Source organism: Boudabousia marimammalium, from assembly GCF_001936115.1.
Classification (GTDB): Bacteria; Actinomycetota; Actinomycetes; order Actinomycetales; family Actinomycetaceae; genus Boudabousia; species Boudabousia marimammalium.
Map to the genome: position 1 here is coordinate 66,018 of NZ_MPDM01000006.1, position 23,351 is coordinate 89,368.

General features: G+C 55.1%; 19 protein-coding genes and 1 other RNA gene. 2 read left to right on the forward strand and 18 right to left on the reverse strand.

Translation table 11 applies throughout. The annotated features are described in order from the left end of the window. Positions 1 to 131: 131 nt before the first annotated feature. Complete coding sequence (locus BM477_RS06485) at positions 132 to 878, forward strand: YoaK family protein (protein ID WP_075361852.1); 747 nt, start codon at positions 132 to 134, stop codon at positions 876 to 878. Here the strand turns inward: BM477_RS06485 and BM477_RS06490 are convergent. The 16 genes from BM477_RS06490 to BM477_RS06565 form a co-directional block, all read right to left on the reverse strand. After that, the gene (locus BM477_RS06490) at positions 868 to 3,132 is read right to left on the reverse strand and encodes a sialidase family protein (protein WP_245792888.1); all 2,265 of its coding nucleotides are present in this window, start codon (positions 3,130 to 3,132) and stop codon (positions 868 to 870) included. The genes BM477_RS06485 and BM477_RS06490 overlap by 11 nt on opposite strands. Before the next feature lie 59 nt (positions 3,133 to 3,191). Beyond that, the gene (locus BM477_RS06495; RefSeq protein ID WP_143230233.1) at positions 3,192 to 3,374 is read right to left on the reverse strand and encodes a hypothetical protein; all 183 of its coding nucleotides are present in this window, start codon (positions 3,372 to 3,374) and stop codon (positions 3,192 to 3,194) included. Next, complete coding sequence (locus tag BM477_RS06500) at positions 3,355 to 3,621, reverse strand: helix-turn-helix domain-containing protein (RefSeq protein WP_075361855.1); 267 nt, start codon at positions 3,619 to 3,621, stop codon at positions 3,355 to 3,357. Before BM477_RS06500 ends, BM477_RS06495 begins: the two co-directional genes overlap by 20 nt. A gap of 286 nt (positions 3,622 to 3,907) precedes the next feature. Continuing rightward, positions 3,908 to 4,909, reverse strand: a complete 1,002-nt coding sequence (locus BM477_RS06505) for an HNH endonuclease (RefSeq protein WP_084543776.1) — start codon at positions 4,907 to 4,909, stop codon at positions 3,908 to 3,910. Between the two features lie 185 nt (positions 4,910 to 5,094). After that, positions 5,095 to 5,473: a transfer-messenger RNA gene (gene ssrA, locus BM477_RS06510) on the reverse strand. Positions 5,474 to 5,581: 108 nt separating this feature from the next. Next, positions 5,582 to 6,103, reverse strand: coding sequence for an SsrA-binding protein SmpB (gene smpB, locus BM477_RS06515; protein WP_075361856.1), 522 nt, complete (start codon positions 6,101 to 6,103; stop codon positions 5,582 to 5,584). 114 nt (positions 6,104 to 6,217) lie between these two features. After that, entirely contained in the window at positions 6,218 to 7,645 is a 1,428-nt protein-coding gene (locus BM477_RS06520; RefSeq protein WP_075361857.1) for a M23 family metallopeptidase, read from the reverse strand. A gap of 8 nt (positions 7,646 to 7,653) precedes the next feature. Beyond that, the gene (ftsX, locus tag BM477_RS06525; protein WP_075361858.1) at positions 7,654 to 8,568 is read right to left on the reverse strand and encodes a permease-like cell division protein FtsX; all 915 of its coding nucleotides are present in this window, start codon (positions 8,566 to 8,568) and stop codon (positions 7,654 to 7,656) included. A 2-nt stretch (positions 8,569 to 8,570) separates the two neighbouring features. After that, a complete protein-coding gene (ftsE, locus tag BM477_RS06530) occupies positions 8,571 to 9,260 on the reverse strand; it encodes a cell division ATP-binding protein FtsE (RefSeq protein WP_075361859.1) in 690 nt (229 codons plus the stop codon). A 141-nt stretch (positions 9,261 to 9,401) separates the two neighbouring features. Next, on the reverse strand, positions 9,402 to 10,529 hold the full coding sequence (prfB, locus tag BM477_RS06535; protein WP_075361860.1) for a peptide chain release factor 2: 1,128 nt from the start codon (positions 10,527 to 10,529) through the stop codon (positions 9,402 to 9,404). A 24-nt stretch (positions 10,530 to 10,553) separates the two neighbouring features. Next, positions 10,554 to 11,003, reverse strand: coding sequence for a hypothetical protein (locus BM477_RS06540; protein WP_075361861.1), 450 nt, complete (start codon positions 11,001 to 11,003; stop codon positions 10,554 to 10,556). Beyond that, a complete protein-coding gene (locus tag BM477_RS06545) occupies positions 11,000 to 11,401 on the reverse strand; it encodes a hypothetical protein (RefSeq protein WP_075361862.1) in 402 nt (133 codons plus the stop codon). The genes BM477_RS06540 and BM477_RS06545 overlap by 4 nt, the downstream gene beginning before the upstream one ends. After that, entirely contained in the window at positions 11,401 to 11,814 is a 414-nt protein-coding gene (locus BM477_RS06550) for a hypothetical protein (protein ID WP_075361863.1), read from the reverse strand. The genes BM477_RS06545 and BM477_RS06550 overlap by 1 nt, the downstream gene beginning before the upstream one ends. A gap of 239 nt (positions 11,815 to 12,053) precedes the next feature. Then, entirely contained in the window at positions 12,054 to 12,977 is a 924-nt protein-coding gene (locus BM477_RS06555; protein WP_084543777.1) for a type II secretion system F family protein, read from the reverse strand. Beyond that, complete coding sequence (locus BM477_RS06560; protein ID WP_075361864.1) at positions 12,955 to 13,815, reverse strand: type II secretion system F family protein; 861 nt, start codon at positions 13,813 to 13,815, stop codon at positions 12,955 to 12,957. Before BM477_RS06560 ends, BM477_RS06555 begins: the two co-directional genes overlap by 23 nt. Further along, positions 13,815 to 15,038: a TadA family conjugal transfer-associated ATPase gene (locus BM477_RS06565; protein ID WP_075361865.1), complete on the reverse strand. Its 1,224-nt coding sequence runs from the start codon at positions 15,036 to 15,038 to the stop codon at positions 13,815 to 13,817. The genes BM477_RS06560 and BM477_RS06565 overlap by 1 nt, the downstream gene beginning before the upstream one ends. A 202-nt stretch (positions 15,039 to 15,240) precedes the next feature. Between BM477_RS06565 and BM477_RS06570 the strand changes: the two genes are divergently transcribed. Further along, on the forward strand, positions 15,241 to 16,500 hold the full coding sequence (locus BM477_RS06570) for a phosphotransferase (RefSeq protein ID WP_075361866.1): 1,260 nt from the start codon (positions 15,241 to 15,243) through the stop codon (positions 16,498 to 16,500). Here the strand turns inward: BM477_RS06570 and BM477_RS06575 are convergent. Beyond that, positions 16,481 to 19,861, reverse strand: coding sequence for an ATP-dependent DNA helicase (locus BM477_RS06575; RefSeq protein ID WP_075361867.1), 3,381 nt, complete (start codon positions 19,859 to 19,861; stop codon positions 16,481 to 16,483). The genes BM477_RS06570 and BM477_RS06575 overlap by 20 nt on opposite strands. After that, positions 19,858 to 23,313 (reverse strand): UrvD/REP family ATP-dependent DNA helicase, encoded by a 3,456-nt coding sequence (locus BM477_RS06580; protein ID WP_075361868.1) that lies wholly within the window; start codon positions 23,311 to 23,313, stop codon positions 19,858 to 19,860. Before BM477_RS06580 ends, BM477_RS06575 begins: the two co-directional genes overlap by 4 nt. Positions 23,314 to 23,351 lie beyond the last annotated feature (38 nt).

A 23,351-nucleotide genomic window follows, 5' to 3' on the forward strand; every position in this document is an offset into this window, starting at 1 on the left:
TCATTCTATGCCATCAAATGGTTACTTAGGTAAGTCTAACCTCACGATAGGCTTTAGGCAAGGAAACACATTGTGTTGGGAATATCTGGGCTCTTGAGACGTTTAGAAAAGATGTATTAGGAGTGGTGAATATGAATGTTTTTCTGAAACAGGTTAAAGAAACTATTGTCCCTTCTGCCGGAAATCCGCACGGCCCTCTACCCACGCTGTTCGTACTGTGGACCGTAGTGACCGGCCTAGTTGACGCCTATTCGTATTTGGCTTTGAGCCGCGTATTTGTGGCGAATATGACCGGTAACGTGGTCTTCCTCGGCTTCGCCCTCGGTGGGGCACCAGGCTTCACCTGGTGGGCTTCCATTCTGGCTATCCTCGCTTTCATGGGCGGGGCCTTCAGCGGAGGTAAGCTCCGCAGTAGCAGATTCGGCAAGCATCGGGCGCAGCTTTTGGCGGCGACCATGGTGGTGCAGATTTCGCTAATGAGTTTAGCTGCGCTGGCAGCTCTCCTGCTGCATCCGGCAGTCAGCCTGATCGGTCTAGCTACCACGGTGCTGCTCCTGAGTATCTCCATGGGACTACAAAACGCAATCGCGCGGGCGATGGCAGTACCAGACCTGACTACCACAGTGCTTACCTTAACGATTACAGGTTTAGCCGGGGACGGCAGCGGCCAGCCCGACAAGGAACATAATGTTGGGCGGCGGATTATCTCCATCAGCGCGATGATGCTGGGCGCATTCATTGGGGCAATCCTGGTGCACTATGAAACTCCTGTGGCCGGCCTTGGAGTCGCTATCGCGCTACTGGCGATTATCCTGTGGCGCGCCCTCGTCCATCAAAACGACACCGCCAAGTGGACGGTTGTGCGGTCTAAGCCCTAACCGGCGACAGCTCAGGCTTCCCGAACCACTCCAGAGGGACGGTAGTGAAATAGACGCCTTGCGTTTCCCGCTCCCAAAGCAAACCAAGCGTGTTCTCATCCAGTCTGGTCAGGCACTGGTACACGTAATGGTAGGGGTTGAAAGTGCGGGAGATGCTCCAGTTCTTCCCACCGTCCAGAGAAACCCGCAAAACTCCTCTTCCCCGGTAGGGTAAGAGCTGTGAAGCGTTCGCGAAAACCAGTCGATCAGGGTGCTTCTGGGTGGGCATGGCAATGGCGTGCGGCTGGGAGAAAATCTCCGGCAACTGGTCGTGGAATGTTACTTCGCGCCAGCTTTGACCGCCATCTACACTGGTTGCCGTTGCCACGCGCTGGCTAGGATCTTGGTTGCGCATGAACAGCATCAGTGACCCGTCGCGACGGTCAACCACAGTGGATTCATAGTTGGCGGCCAGCTTATTGGTGAAAGTTCTTGCGAAGATTTCTTCTCCGTCAAAGATTCGTCCGTCGTTGGGGGCTGCGCCCCGCTGCCAGGTCCGCCCGTGATCGTCTGAATAGATTACTGCCGAAGAAAACGAACTCAAGTGCTCAGTGCTGAAATAGATGGGAACCACCAGACGGCCAGCGTATTTGCCGTGGCGAATCTGGATGCCGGTTCCCGGGCCGGTTCCTAAGAAAGCCATCCAGTTTTCCTTCACCTGGTGGTTCACGTGTTGCGGCTTTGACCAGGTCTGCCCGTTGTCATCAGAGTAGATATAAATCAAGAAGGAGGTCCTGGCGACCATGAGGCTTTGCGCGGGGTCCTCCCCCTCGGATAAGAAAACATTGCCCTTGGGCTGAGATCCCAGGAATACGTCACCATTTTCGGCGAGGGTGTACCCGGTGGCTGCACCCTCAGTAGTGGTGACTTTCCCGTCCGCTTTCCACACGAACTGTGCGCCTTCACTGTCGTGAAGCAGGTATTCTCCTGCCGCTGTCACCCCTTTGCCCAGCCCGTTGTTTGGTTGCCCGATCCCACCGGGGAATTGGTCGATGAATACGAAGATTCGCCCCGTTTCTTTATCTTGCAGCAGACAAGAATCAATCACGGAAGAACCCGTCAGCCCCTCCCCCGGGTACTTCAGGAGCGTCCGCATTTCTTCCCAAGTTCTTCCCTTGTCCAAGGACCGCCGCATAGTGAAGTTAATGGAGTTCGGTGCGTCGTTAGGAATAGTTTCCCGCTGATCGGCCCCCGCTAAGAGCACCCCGTCTTGCGTCATCAGAAGTGAGGGGATCCGATATGAGGCTGCCCCATGGTAGCCGTAATCAAAAAGGCACTGAGTGGAGAGAGGCTTCACGCCGCTGAGTCGTTGGATCTGCCCGTCGGTGAGAGGATAAGCGTAGATTGAAGCGTTCCGGACCTCACCGAAGAGCTTTTCACCGCTAAAGTCCTGGCCGATGATTACCCGGTCAAGCCCGTCCACATCCGCGAAGAAAGCCTGCCCGGGAAGATGCGCCTCCAAGTATCCGTCAACATAGATGTCTACTGCGCCGCGGGCGACCCGCAACACCACATCATGCCAATCCCCCTCGTCCCAGTGCCCGGCAACCAAAAAATCCCGCCACTGCTTATTCCTACCCAAAACGGAGTATTTCAACCCGTTTGCGCTGAAAACTAGTTGCAGCTGTTGCACGCCGCCACCAGAGGCAGCCAGAATCGGGCCGGCCTGCCCCGGGCCGCGTACACGGTAACGCAAAAATATGGAACCTGAGCGGAGCTGCCCCAGCTCAGCCGCATCATAGGCGGAAAGCTCCGTAGCGGCAAAATCAATTAAGGATTCAGGTGGGAGCGCCCGCGCCAGCACCTCTGCAGGCGCGCTTTCCTCCGGTAATACCTCCAACCCGGTCACTTCTACCCCGACACTGGAAGTTGTGAAGATTTGTGCGTCGTCTGCCGTTGAGCCTAGAAGCTCATGGAAAGCGAGAGAGGCGGTCGCGGAAAAACACTGGTAGCCGTCGAGGAAGATCTTGGTTCCCGCCGTCCCCGAGGTAATCGCGAAAGAATGCCAGGTACCATCAGTCAAGCCGAGGGCGTCTTCGATCTCTAGCCGAATTTTCTGCTTGGTTCCCCCGAGCAGCAACGGAGCGGAGCCTTTAATCGCCAGGTTCCACAGCTGTTTCCCATCCGCTTCGACGCGCAACAGAGGGGAATCAATGCGCGTTCGAAAATTGAAAAACAGAGAAATCTGGGAAGATTCCTGCAGCTTTCTGCTCACTACCATGCTCATATCTACCTAGTCTATAGCAGTTGGAATCCACATGATAGGGTTACAGATCAGCCCTGACGAAGCCGCTCGATGAAGCCACCGATGTCATCCACTAGGCCACCATACGCCCCTTGCAGTGGCACTTCGACATTGACCGCTACAGACGAATCAAAAGCTGGCCAGTCACCGTGCAGCACACCAATCCGCTGAACGTATAGTTCAACAGCAAGGTCACTCGTGGTTGACCGCACCTTGAGTAACATCCTGATCGGAGGGGACAGTGATGGTCGCCGTGAGTTCCATACCGGTCGCCTGCATGGCGGCAAACAATCGGTCCATCATGATGGACGGCTTTCCAGCCTCCAGTTCCCAGATGTACTTCTGAGTGGTGCCTAACTGATTCGCCAGTTCACGCTGAGTCAGCCCAGACACCAAGCGAGCCTGCTGCAGCATGCGCCCAAGCGACTCCGGACCCGACACTTTACCGTGGTACTGCATCCAACGCTCTCCTCACTGCGTCAACCACAAGAGAATTGACTTCAATATCGAAGTCACACTAGCAGACTCCAATATTGACGTCAAAAATCAGCGACTTCGCCACCGGCGTCAACAACAGTCAGTTTTCCGCATAACAACGAAAACCCCGCTACCTTAACGATAGCGAGGTTTTGCTGGTGAAGCTTCATGAAAACTACTCGAAAGAAGCAGACAAACTTATACACCGAAAAGGATAAGCATATGTCTCAATGGCAAGCTCTCAAGGCGTAAAAACCGCACTACCGGCTTAACTGGGCATTTTAGCGCCCTTGCTCCTATTACAACGCCAGCACAGAGTCTGAAGATTGTGAGGCTCACTTGTTCCGCCTTTAGACACCGGAATAATATGGTCCACCTCCAAAAGCAAGTTCGGCTCTTCCGCAACTGAAACACCACATGCACTATTCTGACATGTATAGTGATCGCGTTCTTTAATCTCTGCACGCAAACGAGCCGTCATCAAAGCCCGTTGACCAGCAACAGACTTTGCCCAACGAATCTTATCCGCCAGCGCCTGCGAAAGAGCTTCGAGGGTAGGCGTATCAAGTTTAATGTTTACTGTTTGGCTACTATTACCGCCAGCGGATACGTATTCAAACTTATAAGTTTGATAGGGCACGGTAATTGGGGAAAGATGCACGCCAACCATATCCCAGAACTCTTTAGCGTATCGATTTAAGATAAATGCCGGCGGATTAATCGTGGAGGTAATCTCAGCTTCACGTGTTTCCAGATTGGCAATCGCCTCTTCAAGTCTAGCGATATCATTAGACATTCGTTGCACTTCTGCGAGAGTCTCCTTATTAGCCTTTATATCAAAATACTTCATTAGGTATTTGATTGGTTCCATGCTCGCATTACGTACGACCTGTAACGAGGCATTGTGAACATGAGGCGCATACTCCGCGATATTACGATCACGTCGTATGTTCCATTTAGAACTGTTTTCGAAAGTGGCCAGATGAGCGTACTGCCCTGTATATGATGTACCAAGCTCAAATGCTCCCTGCGAACGGATCTCACTCACATAGCTCGCAATATCGTTGTGCTCGTTTACTAAGGTCTGCACCTGAGCACGCAGAGATTGAAATTCTTCAGAGTTGAAATAGCGGTCTTTGCGGATTTTCCAGATAATCGGGTTAGCAACAAAAATGGTCACGATAAGAAAGAATCCGAGCCAACCACTATTGAGAGATCCAGCAAGTAATACTGCCATAATTGATAAAACTACAATAAGAAATACAGGCATTATGTCTCTCCACAAGAGATGAGGGGAAGGCGATTTCCCATAAATAATACCAGCTTCTTGACATTTCAAGCATATCCAGAATTTGAAGCGCTAAACCCGTTATCGCACTTAGAGGGAGCCGTACAACAGTAAGTTCCCCGCATAACAACGAAAACCCCGCTACCAGACCGATAGCGGGGTTTTATAAGTGGAGATGCGGGGAATCGAACCCCGGTCCGGCGATTGGCCCTGAAGTCTTCTCCGGGTGCAGTTTGACTAACGGAGTTTCTCAGCCCCCAGTCTACGCTCAAACGACTTTACTGGACAGGCTCAGTTGCAAAAATCTCGACTACCGCATCACAACCCTACGGCAGTCCAGTGGCTCTCTAAACGACGCCAGCACCCGGACCGAAAGCACTTCCGGGGTGACGGACTTTTTAACGCTCGATGGCTCAGGCGGCCAGAGCGAAGTCGGTGCGATTGTGTTCGGCACCTATTGGTTTACACAGATCGTTAACGAGGTGACTGTGCATCCTCGACCCGCTTCCCTTCAATCGACAATCGTCGTCGAAACCGATCATCCCCTATTGAGTTGTTCCCAGCCGGGCAGGCAACCAGAAGCTACCGTCCACAGTGGGAAAATCAGCATAGCACTTTCACGGCACGAATGCCATACCGCTACGCCCTCGGCAATCAGCCGCGCTTCGCGTACTCTCTCATGGCACGCAAAGCCTCACGGTTATCCTGTTTCTCCCGCAAAGCCTGACGCTTATCCCATTCCTGCTTACCGCGAGCCAAAGCGATCTCCAGCTTCGCCCGGCCGCCAATAAAGTACAGTTCCAAAGGCACAATCGTGTACCCCTTCGCCTGCACCTTCATCGCCAAGATCTCAATCTCCCGGCGGTGCAGCAGCAGTTTGCGTTTGCGGGTGGGCGCGTGATTCGTCCACGACCCCTGCGAGTACTGGGGGATATTCGCCCGATGCAACCAGACCTCACCATCTTCAACCTCAACCCAGGCTTCCATCAAAGATGCGCGGCCCATCCGCAGGGCTTTCACCTCCGTACCTGTCAGCGAAATGCCCGCCTCGTAGCGGTCCTCAATATGGTAATCGTGATGCGCCTTCTTATTTCGGGCCACAGTCTTGCGTGCTTGCGCCTCCGCCTTCGCTTTCTCAGCGGCACTCAGTTTAGGCTTCTTCCATTCTTTTGGCATGTCCCCTCCTTTCACTCACCTAGATGCGGACAAACCCGTGTCATTCAAAAGAGTAACTATCATAGCCTAGGTTGCAGGCAAACACCTTGCAAGTACAGGGACGAGGAAGATTGTCTACAAGCCGGTGTACGGAATCGGGTTAACGGATTGCCCGTCCTTCCAGATTTCAAAGTGCACGTGCGGACCGGTGACCCGGCCGGTGGAGCCAGTCAAACCAATCACCTGACCGCGGCTAACTCGCTGCCCAGTACTTACCAGGCGCGCAGACAAATGACAATGACGGGTCATCCAACGGTGCCCACCGAAAGAACCATGCTCAATGGTGACAGTCTGTCCGCAGCTACCGTAAGGGCCAGACGAGCGAACTACACCGTCATGGACCGCGTACTGCTTCTCACCGGTAGGTGAACGCAAATCCACTCCCGTGTGCAGACGACGATAGCCCAGCACCGGGTGGATGCGGTAGCCCCAAGGGGAGGCAATCGACATCTGTCGCCCCAGTGGCTTCCCCCAGACCCCTGAACCGGTAGAAGGCAAAGTATCAGGAATATAGGGTTTATTCTGCTTCTTAGCTTTGGCCCGCTCCGCCGCTTCACGAGCCTGAATCTCACGGTCAATTGCGGCCATCTGAGCTTGCGCCGCTTGAATCTCCTTCTGAGCTTCCTGCTCAGAAGCAGCGAAAGCTTGGCGCTGCTGGCTCAGCTGCGCCTCAACGGCTTCATTCTCTTTGTGGAGATTAACCAAAGAGTCAGCTTTCTGCTTTTTAGATGCCAAAGCCTGCTGATACTCTTGCACCGCGGCTTCAGCTTCGGCCTTCAGATCAGCTACAGAACTGGTCAGAGCCTGCTGTCGGTTCTCTTTGGCACGGTTATCTGCCAAAGTGGACTCCAGCTGGGAGGTCAGACGGGTCTGCAGTACGGTGGCCGTGTCAGCTGCTGAAGCCAGCTGAGAAATATCCTTCACAGAGGTATTGGTCAATACCAGCGCCATCGGAGAAGAACCAACCTCACCGCGATAGCTACGACGGACCAGCTCCCCAATCGCTTTCTGAGATTCATCCAGCTTCTGCTTGTCCTCAGTAATAGACTGCTTCAAGCCGGTTAGCTCTTGCTCCGCGGCCCGCAATCTAGTGGCGACGGCTTCTTCTTTACGCTGGGCAGCAGCCAAACTAACGTTAGCTTCCTCGACCTCAGCGACAGCAATCGGAATCTGCGCGGCAATCTCTTTTTGCTTAATGTAAAGCTGCGCCAGCTGAGTGTCCACGCCCTCCATAGCGGAATGGGCATCCTCAAGCTCCTGCTTCGCCTGCTGGCGGCGGCGTTCCTGCGCCTTACGGCGGTCATTCAGATCATCAGCCTGCGCCACCGGCGCACCCCAAGTCCAAGCCGACTGGGAAGCAGCAGAGGGGAAGGCGCTGTCGCTAGAAACGGCAGCCCCAGGGAAATCTTGAACGGTCGTCAGCTCAGGCACCTGCGGGGCGACCAGCGCCAAAGCGCAAGCCGCGAAAACCGCAGTTACGGAGAGCAAAGACTTCCTAAACATAAATACCACTATACCTTCGTGTACTTAGCTAACGAAATGGCGGCCGCAATCGCCACAAAGATAAGAGACACAATCACCAGCACCGGAGTCAGGTAGCCGACTTCCTGATAGCCCACAAAAGAGCTCCACGGGAATGAGGGAACCAACCAGGCTTGCACCACGGTACGGATCGAGAAGAACAAAGTACCAATCGCAAAAGCGGCACCCACAAGGGCGGCAATCGCAGACTGCACAATGAAAGGCGCCTGAATGAACAGGTTAGATGCGCCAACCAGTCGCATAATCGTAGTTTCACGTTCACGTGACATCGCAAAAAGACGAATGGTTGTGGTAATCAACAGCACGGCAGCTACCGTCATGATTGCTGCCAGGCCCCAAGCCAGATAGGCGGCCCGGTTCAAAGCAATCAGCAGCGGCTCCACAATCTGCCGCTGATCCGAGACTACGGCCACGCCCGGACGGGACTGGAACTCTTCACGAATAATACGGAACTGATTCGGATCAACCAGTTTCACCCGGAAGGACTCACCCAACATATCGGGGGTAGCTTGGCGGGCAATCGCGGAATCGCCAAAGATTTCCTTGAAGTTCTTGAAAGCCTCTTCCTGAGAAACGTGAATGACTTCCTTCACGACAGGTTTAAGCTGGTCAGATTCCAAGGATTTTCGAACATCCTCAACCTGATCTTGGGTGGCCGCCTGCTCATTACACTGCGCGCGAGTGTCATTTTCAGCGCACATGAAGACGGTGACTTCGATCTTGTCGTACCACTGGCTTTCCATCTGGGAAACCTGCATCCGCAAAAGTGCGCCGCCACCAACGAACAGAATCGAAACATACATGACCAAGGCAATCGCCAAAGCCATACCCTTATCGCGGGCTAGCCCCTTAAATGCTTGAGATAAAACTAGTTGCGCTCTCATGCTCACCTCGCCATTCCGTAGGCGCCGCGTTCCTGATCGCGTTCCACCCGTCCATCAACCAGTTCAATCACGCGCTTACGCATCTGGTCCACAATCTGATGATCGTGAGTCGCCATCACAACGGTTGTGCCGGTGCGGTTAATCTGCTCCAGTAGCGTCATAATGCCCCAAGAAGTAGTCGGATCCAAGTTACCGGTCGGCTCATCTGCCAACAACAGTTTGGGACGGTTCACCATCGCGCGAGCAATCGCTACGCGCTGCATTTCGCCGCCGGAAAGCTCATGCGGCATCCGCTTCTCTTTGCCGGCTAATCCCACCATTTCTAAGGTTTGCGGGACTTCAGTTTGGATGGCGTGCCGAGGGCGTCCAATCACCTGCGGGGCGATTGCCACATTGTCATAAACCGACTTATTCTCTAGCAGTTTGAAGTCTTGGAAAACGGTGCCAATCTGGCGACGCAGACGCGGAACCTTCCAACGCGACAGACGGGTCACATCCTGACCCAGCACATGAATCTGACCGGAGGTCGCACGTTCTTCCCTCAGCACAAGGGAGAGCAGCGTGGATTTACCTGAGCCGGAACTACCAACCAAGAACACAAACTCGCCCACTCCAATATTGAGTGAACAATGATTAAGTGCCGGGGCAGCCCCTCGCTTATAAATCTTCGTTACATCATCTAAATTAATCATGCCGTCCCGCCCGCTCATATGAGAGCTGAGATTATACAGATATTCGTATCCAGCCTACGGTAGTTGCACTAAGCTAGGCTGAGCGACACGCTTCAACGGCAGGCTCACCCGGACCGGTTTGGCCACCACCGCCCTGATTAACTAGTCAGCGTCAGGATTTTGTTCCATATTTATACGCCAACGAATACCCGCATCAATGAAGCCATCAATCGCCCCATCAAAAACCGCTGAAGTGTTACCGTCTTCATGGTTAGTCCGCAGATCCTTCACCATCTGGTAGGGCTGCAGAACATAGGAGCGCATCTGGTCGCCCCAGGCGGCTTTAATATCGCCAGCCATTTCCTTCTTCTGTGCTTCTTCCTGCTCGTGACGCAGCTGCAAAAGGCGTGACTGAAGCACCCGCAAAGCCGCGGCACGGTTTTGAATCTGCGACTTCTCATTCTGCATGGAAACCACAATACCGGTCGGAATGTGGGTCATACGAACCGCAGAGTCAGTCGTGTTGACGGACTGCCCACCCGGGCCGGAGGAGCGGAACACGTCCACTTTCAGCTCAGATTCAGGAATATCAATCTCATCATTGGTTTCAATCAGCGGAATCACTTCCACTGCCGCGAAAGAGGTCTGGCGGCGTCCCTGATTATCGAAGGGGCTGATCCGGACCAGACGGTGCGTACCAGCTTCAACCGACAAAGTGCCGTAAGCATAGGGCGCTTTCACCTCGAAAGTAGCAGACTTCAAGCCGGCTTCTTCCGCGTAGGAAGTATCCATAATCTGGGTCGGGTAGCCGTGACGCTCCGCCCATCGCAGGTACATGCGCATCAGCATTTCCGCGAAATCGGCAGCGTCCACGCCACCCGCGCCGGAACGAATCGTCACCACTGCTTCACGCTCATCAAACTCACCAGAAAGCAGCGTCAAGATCTCCAGCTCACTTAAATCCTCGCGAATCTTCAGCAAGTCAGTTTCCGCTTCCGCTAACAGCTCTTGAGCGGACTCCGGTTCTTCCTCGTCGGCAATCTCCACTAAAGCCTCAAGGTCGTCGATACGCTCCCCCATTGAGGTGACGCGCGCCAAATCTGACTGCGCGTGCGAGAGAGCGGAGGTGACACCCTGCGCAGCGTCGGGATCATCCCATAGGTCAGGGGCGGAAGCCTGCTCAGAGAGCTCCGCAATTTTCGCCTTCAAGGCGTCAGGGTCCGTCACCGCCTTAACATTGTCAAGTACGGTGCGCAGTTCGGAAATACTTTCAGAAAAATCAGTGGCCACGGTTGGATTCTAGCATCTTGCGGCTCACTCCCGCCGGGCGGAAGAGAACACCACAGTTTCCACCCGCGTCCCCAGTAGCTCTGTCAGCAGTGGAACCCGCAAGCTGGCGGACAGTTCCACGAACACCGTGTCAGCTTCCACGCGGGCCTGAGCAACCCGACGATTAGTAACCCCGCCATCTGCCTCATTAACTAGGCTTTTCAGGGAGGTTTCCGCCTGCTGGATTGAGGCCGAGGGGGACCCCGCCCCAGACTGCGGATAGTAGGCGTCATCATTGGTGGCGGTAGCCAAAGCAGCCGCCAGATTGTCAGCTTCGGCCTGCAGCTGAGAGTACTCCAATTTGATGGCGGTGAGATTCACCCCAACCGCTAAAACCATGAACACAATCAGTCCCAGCGCCAGCATCAGCAAAGAAATCCGGCCGTCTTCTTCCGCGACCAGCCTCCGCGCGCCGGTTTTAACTTGCCCCCTCATTGGGGCGCCTTCACTGTGATGATGCTACGCGAAACTGAGCTCACCGGCACAGTTATGGTGCTACGCAGATTACCAATCGCTGGAACCAGCGGGAATACAGGCGTGACAGTTGCTTTGACTGTGACTACGTCACCAATCTCGCAAGCCCCGCAGGAGATCTCCAGCTGAGCCACTTCAGTGCGGAAGTCCTGCGCAACTAGGTGCGCACCTGCCGCAATCTGATCAGCGTCCCCGCCTTGCCCGGCCATGATAGCGGCAGATACCGCAGTTTCTTGAGAGGCGTACGCGGCGGCCTGCACTGAAGCGAGTGCGCTCACCAAGAAAATCAGGGGAACAATCATCACCGCAGTCATTATGATGAACTCAATCAAGGCTTCGCCTTCTTCAGATTCTGCCATTACGGGGTCCCCCTCGGCTCAAAACTGATGGCGTGACCGGACACGGTAAGGACATCCGCCGGACCCAGCATAGCAATCAGGGGTAGCGGCATCGTGACTTGCATTTCCACCACCGTGTACTGTTTTTCGGCCAACTTGGGGCCGGGCTGATAGCTGACAGTAGGCGTGACCGGGAAACTAGAAAAGGCGCTTGCAGAGACCAGCTCTTTGACACGGGCAACGCCCTCGTCCTCGGTCCCACCCTGAAGCGCGATACGGCGAGCACCCTGCACGGCAGCATCTATCGCAACGGTCCGCAGATGGAAAGCATAGGCCAGCTGCAATAGTGCAACCACCACGAAAACCACTAGGGCTTGCACCATCACATGTCCAGCTACCGCCGAGCCGGATTCATCTTTCCACCAGTTTCTCATGAGTCCTGTCTTACTGAGCTAAGGTGCTTTTACGCCCGAAATTGCCTCCTCAAAGAGACTAGTTAAAGCACTACCTGCTACCGCCCACAACACTGTGACTAGGCCGGCAGTCATCAAGGTGACCAGCACCCAGCCCGGCACATCCCCCTGTTCGGAGCGCAGCCGGAGACGCCCGGTTATCTCTTGCCACTAGGCATACAGCGTGAAATAGAGTGCATTCATTGTTTTCTCCTTCGAGGTTAGAAATTGATTCTTAAAGACATGAGGCCCGGATAGAGGGCGAACAGGACGGTGATTGGCAAAATCAGGAAGACCACGGGGATCAGCATGGCGATCTCTTTCCGGCCGCCTTCTTCAATGAGCTGACGCCGGGCAGCTTCGCGCGCGTCAGCGGCTTGAGCTCTGAGCATTCCCGCTAAAGGGGTCCCGCGTTCGAGGGCGATCAGTAACGCATCAACCAGACGCGACAGTGGCGCAGAGTCATTACGGTCTCTGAGATTTCGTAATGCGACAGCCACTTGCGTTCCCGCATTAATTTCTGCCACCACGGCAGCTAGCTCCACAGCCAAAGGTCCAGTCAGGACTTCACTCACCCTGGCGAGTGCCTCCACGATGCCTTCTCCAGCGGAGACAGAGAGGGAGACCAGTTCAGCGGCGTCGGAAACACTGGAACTTAAGGCTTGCTGGCGGCTACGGGCCTTCATGGTCAACAGCTGATCGGGGAGGATAACCCCCACCGCAGTTATTACTATGATCAGGACTATGGCCAAAAGGATTGGGATTCCCCGCACCAGAATCAGGAGTACCGCCAGCACGGTGGTACCTGCAAATGCTAGGCCCGCACCCAGCATCTGATAGGAACGAATCCGCTGGACTCCCCCAGCCATAGCAGCATGCCCAAGACGCACCATGACTGATTGGTTGGTAGACCCCACAGAGTACAAGAACCAATCAAAAACCCGCCTGAAGGGGTCCGTGAACAGCTGCGCGAACTGCGGCGTGTCACTGGTCGTTTCAGATGTCTTAGCGATCACGGGAGAGAGTCTGCGGGAGAGAGTCACTCTGCGGCTTGCCCACGCATACCAGGCAAGTACCAAGCCCACCCCCGCCAAGCTTCCGACTATCGCCCCATAGGCGAGTTCAAGCATGATCGCCTCGCTCACTCAGCCTCCCCAGCTTCAACATCAGCCAGTAGGCGATGCCAGAAACCAGTAGGCCGCTAAGCAACACCATTGTCCCTTGCGTTGTCGCGTAAGCCTCGGCAGCATTCGTTCGGGTGGAAATCATCACCAGCACTATCCAAGGGGAAACTACCGCAAGTCGGGCAGCATTAGTAGTCCAACTCTGCCTTGCCTCAATCTCCCCGCGGGTTCTCAGGTCGGCTCTGATCATGGCGGAAAGCTCCCGCAACAGGGAACCTAGGTCTGTTCCGCCGACTTCCCGCGACAGCCGCAACACTTCAATCAGTCTGGTTGCGTCAGGATTGTTTAACCTCCATTTGAGGGCGTCAAGAGCGGTCGACATCCTCCCATTAGCCCGAAACTCTGCGGCGAAGACAGTGAAATCTGCCCGTAGCTGTTCGGGCCCGCTCTCTCCCAGTTGGATGAGGATCTCTGGCAACGACATGCCCGCGCGGATTCCGGCAACAATATCGTCGATTACGTCCGGCCATAACTGCGCTAACTGTTTCTTCCGCTTTTTTGCGCGAGATTGCAGCAAATACCAGGGCAAGCTGGCGGCCCCGCTGGCAATAATTAAAGAGATAGAGGCAGTCTTGGTGAGCAAATAGACCAGTAGCATCACCATCAGCCAGATGACGAGGCTACTGGACCAGACCGCCGAGGGTGAGGTCTCCGGCAGGCCGGCAGCAATGAGTAGCGATCTGGTGCGGTCAGGAGGCTCCGTTTTCCGATGGGACGCGAAAGCCGAATGGGGTTCAGCTACCGCCCACCAGATCAGCGCTAAACCCAGTCCCAACATCATTCCTAGAGCGGCACCCATTAGCTGGCAACCCCTTGGAGTAGCTGATGAGCGTCATATCCGGCGGCGATAAAGCGTTCAGGGGCAACCGTGCCGGCAGTGTTCACCGGACCATCCCCGTCATTGCGATACAGCACGGAGCCTTCAATGGTGCCATTGTCCACCCTCCCAGGCAGGTAGAGGACTTCTTGCACGTACCGGCGGCCTTTACGGTCCCGGTTGACGTGAACCACCAGATCAATCGTGGTAGCGACGGTGGGAATCACAAACTGGTCGGTGACGTTCTCCCCCGCTAGAAGCGGGAGCACGCAAAGCTTAGAGAGTGCTTCGCGGGCCGAATTGGCGTGTATGGTACACATTCCGGGAACACCAGAGTTCAAAGCAATAATCATGTCTAGACTCTCAGAGCCGCGAACCTCACCGATGATTAGTCTTTCTGGTCTCATTCTGAGGGTTTCTTTGACTAGGTCCCGCAGTTCGACTTCTCCCCCGCCTTCTAGCGTCCGGGAGCGAGTTTGCAGGGCAACTACGTCGCGGTTACGTAACCCTAGTTCGAAGACCTCTTCGCAAGTAATTACCCGCTGAGAGGCAGGAATCGCGCCGGCGAGTGCCCGCAGGAAAGTAGTTTTGCCGGCCTGAGTGGCGCCGGAGACCAGCACGGACAGACCCGAATCCACAGCCGCACTCAAGAATCTGACCAAACCTTGGGTGAGTGTCCCCAGCTCAGCTAGATCAGTGAGCCGGCGCCCCTGCACCACGTGTTTACGAATATTGAAAGACCAATGCTTTTGGGTAATCGGCGGGATCACCACATGCAGGCGCTCACCCCCAGCAAGCATCGCATCCACAAAAGGCGTTGATAAATCTATTCGCCTGCCGGAGGTCAGCAGCATTCGTTCGACCAGGTCACGCACCCCCTCGTCATCCAAAATCAGGGAAGTTAGCTCCGTGACGCCGCACCGGGACACGAAAATCTTCTGCGGCGTATTCGCCCAGATTTCTTCAATCTCGGGATCATCTAGGAACTGCTGGAGCGGCCCCAGCCCGCCAATATTGGCGGTGATTTCAGCGCAAAGTTTGCGTTTATCAGCAAGCGGCACGCCAGTGCTGAGGAAGATTTCTTGCTCATATTGGCTGACTATTTCATCAACCAGGTTGCGCAGTTCGCTGGCCTGAGCGCGCGGGTCGATTCTAAGTTCGCGGACACGCTGACGAACGACCCCTTCAATGGTGTTGAGCTCCATAGCTGCGCCGTTCTGTTAGTTGCGGTTATTTCCGCGTCTTTTGGTCGATGCGTTCATCCTATCGGGGCTCTACTATGATTTACAAGCTTTTCTAAACAAATGTGGATAACCGCTAAATTCTGTGGTTTTTCTGCTTTTATCAGCAGTTTTTGGTATGTCAGGGAGCTGAGGTGAAGGGTTTTTACGCTAATCTTGGGGTGTGATGAATGAACGGAATCCTTTGACTTTGGCTTCTTTAGCGGTAGCTGCTTTGCCCCACGCCCGGATTGTTGGTCTCCGCCCACCCCAGTACGTGACTGAGGACTTGGAGGTGACCGGTGTGGTTGACGAAGAGGGCAATCAGTATGTGGTGGTGGCCCCGCGTTCTTCCGCCGCTGGCGCGTCTTTGGAAGCCCAGTATGCTCTGCTCATGTCTTTGTCTCATTTGCATGAGAAGCGGGAGCTGATTGTGGAGGTTCCAGTCCCGGTGGCGATGGGCCGCACCCGCCGCAATGGGGACGTGATGGTGCAACAGAAAATGTCTGGCGTGTCCATGTCTGATGCTGATTTGAGTAACGCGGCTTTGGGGGCGTCGGTGGGCCGGGCAGTCGCCTCTTTGCATGGGGTTCATCCGCGGAATCTTGATAATGCCGGAATGCCGGTGTATTCTGCCGCGCAGATTCGTGCTCGGCATCGCGCCACCGTTAAGTCCGCGCAGGAGACCGGCTTGCTGCCCCGCCGGTTATCTATGCGCTGGAATCGGATGCTTGATGATGATGAGTTGTGGGAGTTCCGCCCCTGCACGGTGCATGGCGACATGGAGGCGGAGAGCTTCCTGATTGTGGGCAACGTGGTGATGGGGATGCGAGATTTTTCGCGCGCTCACGTAGGTGACCCGGCCGAGGATTTTGCTTGGGCTTTGGCGGGGGCCGAGGATGCTTTCTTTACACGAATGTTGGATTCGTATCTGCTGGCTGCCCCTGAAGGTGCGGGCCGTTTGGAGGATCGGGCGCAGCTGATCACGGAACTGAATCTGGCCAAGTGGTTGCTTTCCGGTCAGGCCGCTGAGGATCAGGAGATCATTTCTGAGGCCACGCAGATGCTGCGCGATCTGGCGGATCAGCTGGATGATTCTTTAGATTTCGAGTCTTTTACCCCGGTTGCCGGGCAGCCACTTGAGGATGATGAGGACAAGGTTCCGGGTGTCCCGATCCTGCGGGTGGTGGCCGAGGGTGACCCTGCTGACTCGGCAGAGACGATGACTGAGTTTACCGCAGAACCTAGCGGTGTTGAAACATCTGTTGAGACGCCCGCCCAGGAGTCATCTGATATTCCAGCAGTATTGCCGGAACCAGCTCAGAGACCAGAGCCAGAGGCAACTACTGAGCCGGCGGAGCCGAAGAAATCGGCTGCTCAACCCGACCGTAAGGTGAATCCTGATCGGGTTGAGACCGACGTATTGCCTACGCTTCCCCCGCAGTAGTTGTCCCGTTAAGGGCGGCTTCAATTCGCGCCTGCGGATCCTCCCCGAGGACGCCTTTTTCTACCAGTTCCTGATAGCTGACGGTGCGCCCATTTTCCCCGAAGAATACCAGTGTGGCCTCTAGTTCGGAGAGCGGAATCTGGTGCTTCTTAGCGTATGCCAAGCGGTAAAGGTGTAGCTGCACCGCATAGTTGAACAGGTGCTCTTGGTCTTTGGGAACCCGACCGGTCTTCCAGTCAACTAGCATGATTTTGCCGTTTTCACGGTTCTTCACGACCGCGTCAATTCGGCAGATTACATTCACGCCGCCCACTTGTGTCACATATTCATGCTCAACTTCTACTGCCTCATGGGTTTGCCACAGCGGTAGTTGATGGAAAATCTTCTTCCAAGCCGCTAGTTTGCGCCCCTCTGCTTCGGTGAGGACGACAGGTAGTGAAGTCGGTTCATCATCCAATAAGGAGGCGCTGGAGCGTAGTTCTCTTTCCACCCAGGCATGGAAGAGATTACCCAAGTGGGTGCTCTCCGTCGTGATTGACGGCATGGGCCGTCTCAGGTTCAAAAGCGCACGCTGCCGGTCCGCCAGCAAACTAGGCAAACTGGTGGCGGTGGTCGTCTGCAAGGGCAGGGTAACTGTCTGCTCTTCTCTTTGCGCGGCCTGCTCAGCCAGAAGCAGTTTCACGTCATGTCGGGCGCGTTGGATCTTTTCTGCCGCCTCCTCCGGAGCGGCCTCTAAGGCAGCTTCCAAGAGCTGATTAAGCTCTTCATCTGTGTGCCCGATTAGTTGCTGGACTTTTTCGGCCACCTGCTGAGATTGCTGCTGCAGCGGGGTGGCTTCAGGAGGCCAGATTTCTTGAAGTTTCGCCTGCTGGTAGGCTTCAACTCTTTCCTCTGTGGGAGGCTCTGCGAAGCTGCCTTCCTGGTTTTCGGCGGCTAGGATTCTCAGGCCGGCAGTGTTTAGCACTTGAGTCATGAAGGTGGAGGGACGGCTGACTGTCTTCCGCCGAGCCGACAGGTAGCTGCCGGTTAGTAGCATGCCGGTCCGGGCACGCGTAAATGCCACATACGCTAGGCGTCTCTCTTCCCGGAGTGCGTGCACTCCCAGTCGTTGCCGGTAGCTGTCAATGGTGTTCTTTTCTTCCGCTGCGGTAGCCGGCTCCACCCATTGCCATTGCGGCAGATACTGGTAGTCACCTCTGAGGGGGAAAGGCATTTCTGTGATACCGCTGAGCCAACCGGATTGTTTGGGCATGGAAGAATCTGCCTTTCTGGCGGCCGCTTTACCGGGGAAATCCCCCTCGTTCAAAGCTGGCACAACCACGAAATCCCATTCCAAGCCTTTGGCAGCGTGAATAGTCAAAATGTTCACTGCCCCCGGCACGGGGTCCGGGGTGACGCCCTCTAATCCGCGTTCTTCTTTTTCAGCAACTTCCAGCCAGCCCAGGAATTGGCTGAGGCTGGCGTGCGAGCCATTTTCCATGAACTCTTGAGCTAGTTCAAGGAACTGGTCTAGAGCCCTCATGCTGGAGGATTCGTTCGGGTTCACCATGGCTTCAACATCTAGGTTGAAAATCCTGATTCCGGCCCGAACCCGATCAACTAGAGATAAGCCAGCTGTCCGGCGTAGTTCCCTGATTTGCTGCGCAATGATCAGGCAACGCTGTCTAGCTTCGTCACTGAGTCTGCCATGCTCATTTGCTTTGTCAGCAGATTCACCTGCGGCCAGGCCGGTGAGACTATCTATGACGTCAATAATGGTGGCGGAAGCTGCGCTGACACCTTTGACTCTATCTTTGCGAGCCCAGCGGGCTAAGCGATAGATGTCCGCTGCCCCTAGATTCCATTTAGTGAGAAGTCTCAGGAGCGCGGTAGCCCGGCTGTTATCTTCCGCTACCTGCAAGGCAGCGAGGAGATCTTGGATGATTGGCTCACCGAGGAGGCCACCTGTCCCTAGGACTGCGGCGGGCAGGTTAAGCTCTTGACAGGCGGCCTGCATTCGCCCCATGTCTGCACGTTTGCGGCAAAGGATTGCAGTACTGGGGACGCGCTTGCTGCTTGTCTCATCACCAGCGGCCTCTGCCTGGTAGGTGTCGTATTTGCCTTTCAGCCAGGCTGCAACACGGGCTGCTTCTGCTTCCTCAGTTTCAAAATATCCAACCTCAACGAGGCCTCCCGTGTTAGCGGCACGCGGTTGCAGTTGGGGTGACTGCACATAACCGCCGCCGCGGAGGGCATCCACATCAACCTCAAAGTCAGCCTCTTTTTGGGCTCTCTCATAAGAATCTGGGCGGAGCTCTCGCGCAACCTGGTTTGCCACATTCAAGATGGCTTCATCGTTGCGCCAAGAAGTGGAAAGCGTAAAGTTGCTGACTTCTTTGCCGCCGCCGAAGCGGGCCTGGAAAGTTTCTAGCGCAGCACTGGAGGCGCCCCGCCAACCGTAAATAGCTTGGAGGGGGTCACCCACAGCTGTCACAGATTTACCAGCAAAAATACTGGCCAGCAGGTCCAGCTGGATAACGGAGGTGTCCTGGAATTCGTCCAGCAAAATATCTGTGTACAGGCCGGCCTCTCGCGCCGCAATACTGGCATCTTGGGTGACGATCTGGTGGGCAAGCGAAATTTGGTCAGAGAAGTCAATTAGCCCATGCTCAAGTTTGTAGTCCTGGTAGCTAGTGACCACGTCCATTAACGCAGCCCGAGTAGTTAAATCTTGCACAATCTTCTTGGCCGGACTGTAGATTTTTCCCGCAGTCATTTCATCTATAAGCTGGTTGATGCCCTGCCGTGCTTGGGCCGGCTGCAGGCTGTGATCACCCAGGCTGGAGGCAAGGCTCAAAGCAGCTGCGGTGAGACTGTTCACGGTCCGGTCCACGAAGTCTCCCCCGTCTGCTTCATACGGCAGGGCACGCACTAGTTCTTCCATGATCATCCACCGGTGGGCATCCCCAATTAGCGTGGTATCAGGTGATACCCCAATCCGGTAACCGTATTCTTTGACGAGGTTGGCCGAATAGGAGTTATAGGTAGAGACAACCGGTTGCAGGCCCAGAATCCGGTCTTCGGAGGCAGGAGCCCACAGACCCTTTTCTTCGAGGGCGCGTAGTCGATTCATCACGCGCTCTCTTAGTTCGGTGGCCGCTTTTCGAGTGAAAGTCAGGCCCAGAATCTGATGTGGTGAAGCCAAACGGTTAGCAACTAGGTACACGAAGCGAGACGCCATGGTTTCGGTCTTGCCTGATCCTGCACCCGCTACCACTAGGGCGGGTTCTTGCGGCGCTTCAATGATGAGTTTTTGCTCTGGAGTGGGAGCGAAGATACCCAGCTCTGCTGCTAGTTCTTCAGGAGTGTATTTAATACTCATGAGATAACCCCTTTGGATTCACTGTTCAAGTTGGTGTACCGGTGCGCTGAGCATACTGAGCAGCGGTCATCACCGCAGGAGGCGAAACTATTACCCGCCATCATTTCTGCCGCCGCCGCAATGTATTCTTGCGCTACTGGCAGGCTGATACTCTGCGAGTCACCTTCCAATAGCTGAATGTCAGGAAGGGGACGAGGATGCTTGAGGTCCGGTGGCTGCTCCCCCTCTGTTGGATTAATCAGCGGCTTCTGGGTTCTCACACTGGCTTCTTTAGTCCCCTTCGTGTAAACCAAACGGGCATCGCTGACCGTCCATCCCATCTGTTGGAGAGCCACCTGATAGGCCAAAAGTTGCGAGTTTTCCAGAGTAGCCTTCACCGAGGGGACAGTATTTCCTGTCTTCAAATCAGTGACATTCACTGCTCCGTCTTGGTGTTCTTCCAACCTATCCACGCTACCGTGAATGTGGGCGCGACCAATCCTAGCGTCAACTGTGTATTCGGTATGCACCCGATTCACGGTGGTAGACAGGTATTGGGCCAGCAGTTCAATCTTCTTGACGTTTTGCCGCCAGGCGACGCCCCCGGAAACAGTTTCCCGGTCTTCCCCAATCTGGTCCCAGGCTTCGTCTAGTTCTTTAATCATCAGGGAAGCAAGCTCTTCAACACTGGAGACCCTAGCGGCTTGTAAACTGGGGTATTTTTCTGCTAATGCGTGAATGAATGTGCCAAACTCTTGGGCGCTCTTAGCCGGCTCTGAAGCAACCGTGTAGGTGTACCAGCTGAGCGGGCACTTCTTCAAGGTATCCACCATGGAGGGGCTCACATAGACTTCTTCACCGTCGGGGGTGAGCGGAGCATTAGTGGAGAGCGGATAGGCCTCTGGCCAGAGTTTCGGGTCTGCGACTGCCCCCTCGGCCTCCCGCGGGAAAGGGGACTCAGTTTTAGTCTCTTTTGCAGATCGCGCAATAGCTGCCAGCAAAGCAGAGTATGCTACGCGTTCAGCTTCGCCTAGCTCTGGATTGAGCAGCTCACGGCGTAGCCGAGCCGTGGTTCCACGAATGTCGAAAGCTGGAGGAACCCCATCTACCTCAATATTCTGGTCTTCATTACGCTTGAGTTTCTTCTCCAACGGAGTCAAAGCATTGAGTAGTAATGAAGGAGAGTTCTGTTCATCAGAACTAGCGGTCACAATCAGCTGCGCCCGCGCCCGCGACACCGCGCAGGTCAACATGCGGAGCTCATCGTTGAGGGCATTACGGCGCCGCGAATCAGGGTCACTGCGGTACTCTTTGCCCCAGCGGACCACGGCATTTAAATCCCCGGCCCCTAAAATATGATCCTGAGCGACCAGATTCGGCCATTCTCCATCACATAGGTTCGCCAGGAACACGTACTCCCATTCCCTGCCCCCACTGGCTGCTGCAGTCAAAATAGTGACTGCGGGTGGCCGGATTCCCGCATGAGCTAGGTTAGTAGATTCAATCTGCTGCTGGAGGTGCTCTGTTGCAAACTGCGCAGCATTCAAGCCCTCATTGCTTTGCTCCCATAAATCTGCGGCCCGAAGCAAAGCGGTGACGACATCAAGGTAGTCGTCAGCCCACTCCTCACCGGAGATCGCCTGATCACGCCAAGCCTCAGCCTTACCGGCAGTCTCCCACAACGAAGACAAGCCCAAACGCGGACTCTGCTGACGGGCCATTTTCGCTACCTCTAGTAGCCGTGCAGCGGGTTTCAGCTGGGCGAAACTGTAGAGCCCCTGCTTCCCGCGGCAGTACTGCTGATAATGCTCAATCAAACTGGTGTCGCTAAGGAGCAACGCGACTGCTTCGTCGAGGTCGGTAGTCTGGCTGAGCGCCTGATGGAGTCGCTCCCAGTCCGCCTGCACGTCATCATTAATCTGGGGTGAAACAGTAGTCTCACCAAACTCCAAATACTTCGGGTAAATACGCCATTCACGGGCAAGAGTCCGCTTCAATTTAGCCACCATCATGGAGTCCATCCCCACCAGCGGACTCACCAGTAGCTCCGGCACGCTGATAGAGCCATCCAGAAGACGAAGCAAATCATTGCTGACTGGATGGGAGGAAAGCAGGACTGAGGATGCTGGCATCTGCACTGGAATGCCCCGAGCGCGTAGCTGACTAAATAGTGTCTCCACGCTCTTTCGACTGCGCACAATCACAGCCATCTGGTCGTAGGAAACCCCATCTTCTAGGTGGGCTCTGCGAATCCGCTGAGACAACCAGGTGGCTTCTTGAAGGGCACTAGCAAAAACATGAACCTCCAAGTTTTCTACCGATTCCCCCGCTACCTGGGGGAAAGCTAAATGACGACGATTATCACCGGTCTTTTCGATAATATCGGCAGCCAGCTCAGCTATTTCCCCCGACAGTCGGTGTTGCCCATGCAGTTGTATTACTTGCGCACCCGCACGCTCCCCCAGAGCACTTGAGGTTTTAACTTCACCGCCTCGATAGGCGGAAGTGGACTGATGAGGACTGTTGGTAATCAGGAGCGGAGAATCTGCCGCCGCCGCAACCGTAAACTCCAGTGCCGCCTCAGAGAGCTCTTGCGCACCATCAATCACGATTCTTGACCACCGCGGCACCGTGGCATTCACGCCTTCCAGCGGCGCTAAATCATCCCAGTTCTCCAAGAGGAAGGCAGCTAGCACCATAGCGCCAGGAGCAATCAGCTGTAAGCCTTCCCGGCGGTTGCCTAGACTTTCGATCGCCAGATCAGGAATCTGACTCAAAGACTCAAAGCGGGAATCGGCGGCGCCTTCTGGAAGCAGGCCCTGCAAACGGATTATCTCAGCGGAAGCAACATCGACGAACTGGAGAATCTCAGCGACCGCCACCCATTCTGGGCGGCCAGTTTCCTTCCCCAAGTGAGCAATCTGCGCCGCGGACAGTCGGGCCTGCGCAGCCGCTTCAATTAGGGAGCGGGATTCAGTCCTAAACCGCTGGCTTCCCCGGACTTCTTCAGTGAGTTCTGCCGGCCAGGGAGACGGAACCCGAGTAATCAAATCCGCCAAGATAGCATCAAATTTTGCGCCCGTAATCAAAACCGGAGCAGGCAAAGGGTCTGCACGTTCCACATACCAAGTTCGTAGCACTTCGAAGGCAAGGGCTGCCGGCGTCACCACCGGCCGCGCTGACAAGTTTGCTTCATCCAATAACGCACGGGTGGACTGTTGTACCGACATGGCCCGGCTTCGAGAGCCGACCACCATCACGGGTGGCCGCAGATTCGGCCATTCTGCTTTTGCTGCTTCCGCAGCGATTCCAACAACAAGCGCCCGCTGCGCCACGGTCGTCAAACCTGAGCCGGGCACGCCCTCGACAACCAGCCTGCCTGTACGGGAAAATGCCTCAACTGCCTCTTGTTGCTCTTCATCGAGCTGCACAACTGCTGTCGGAGTGACTGAGGAAAGATTGAAAACTGTCATGAATATAGCTAATCACACCGGCGGGACATTTAACCCCC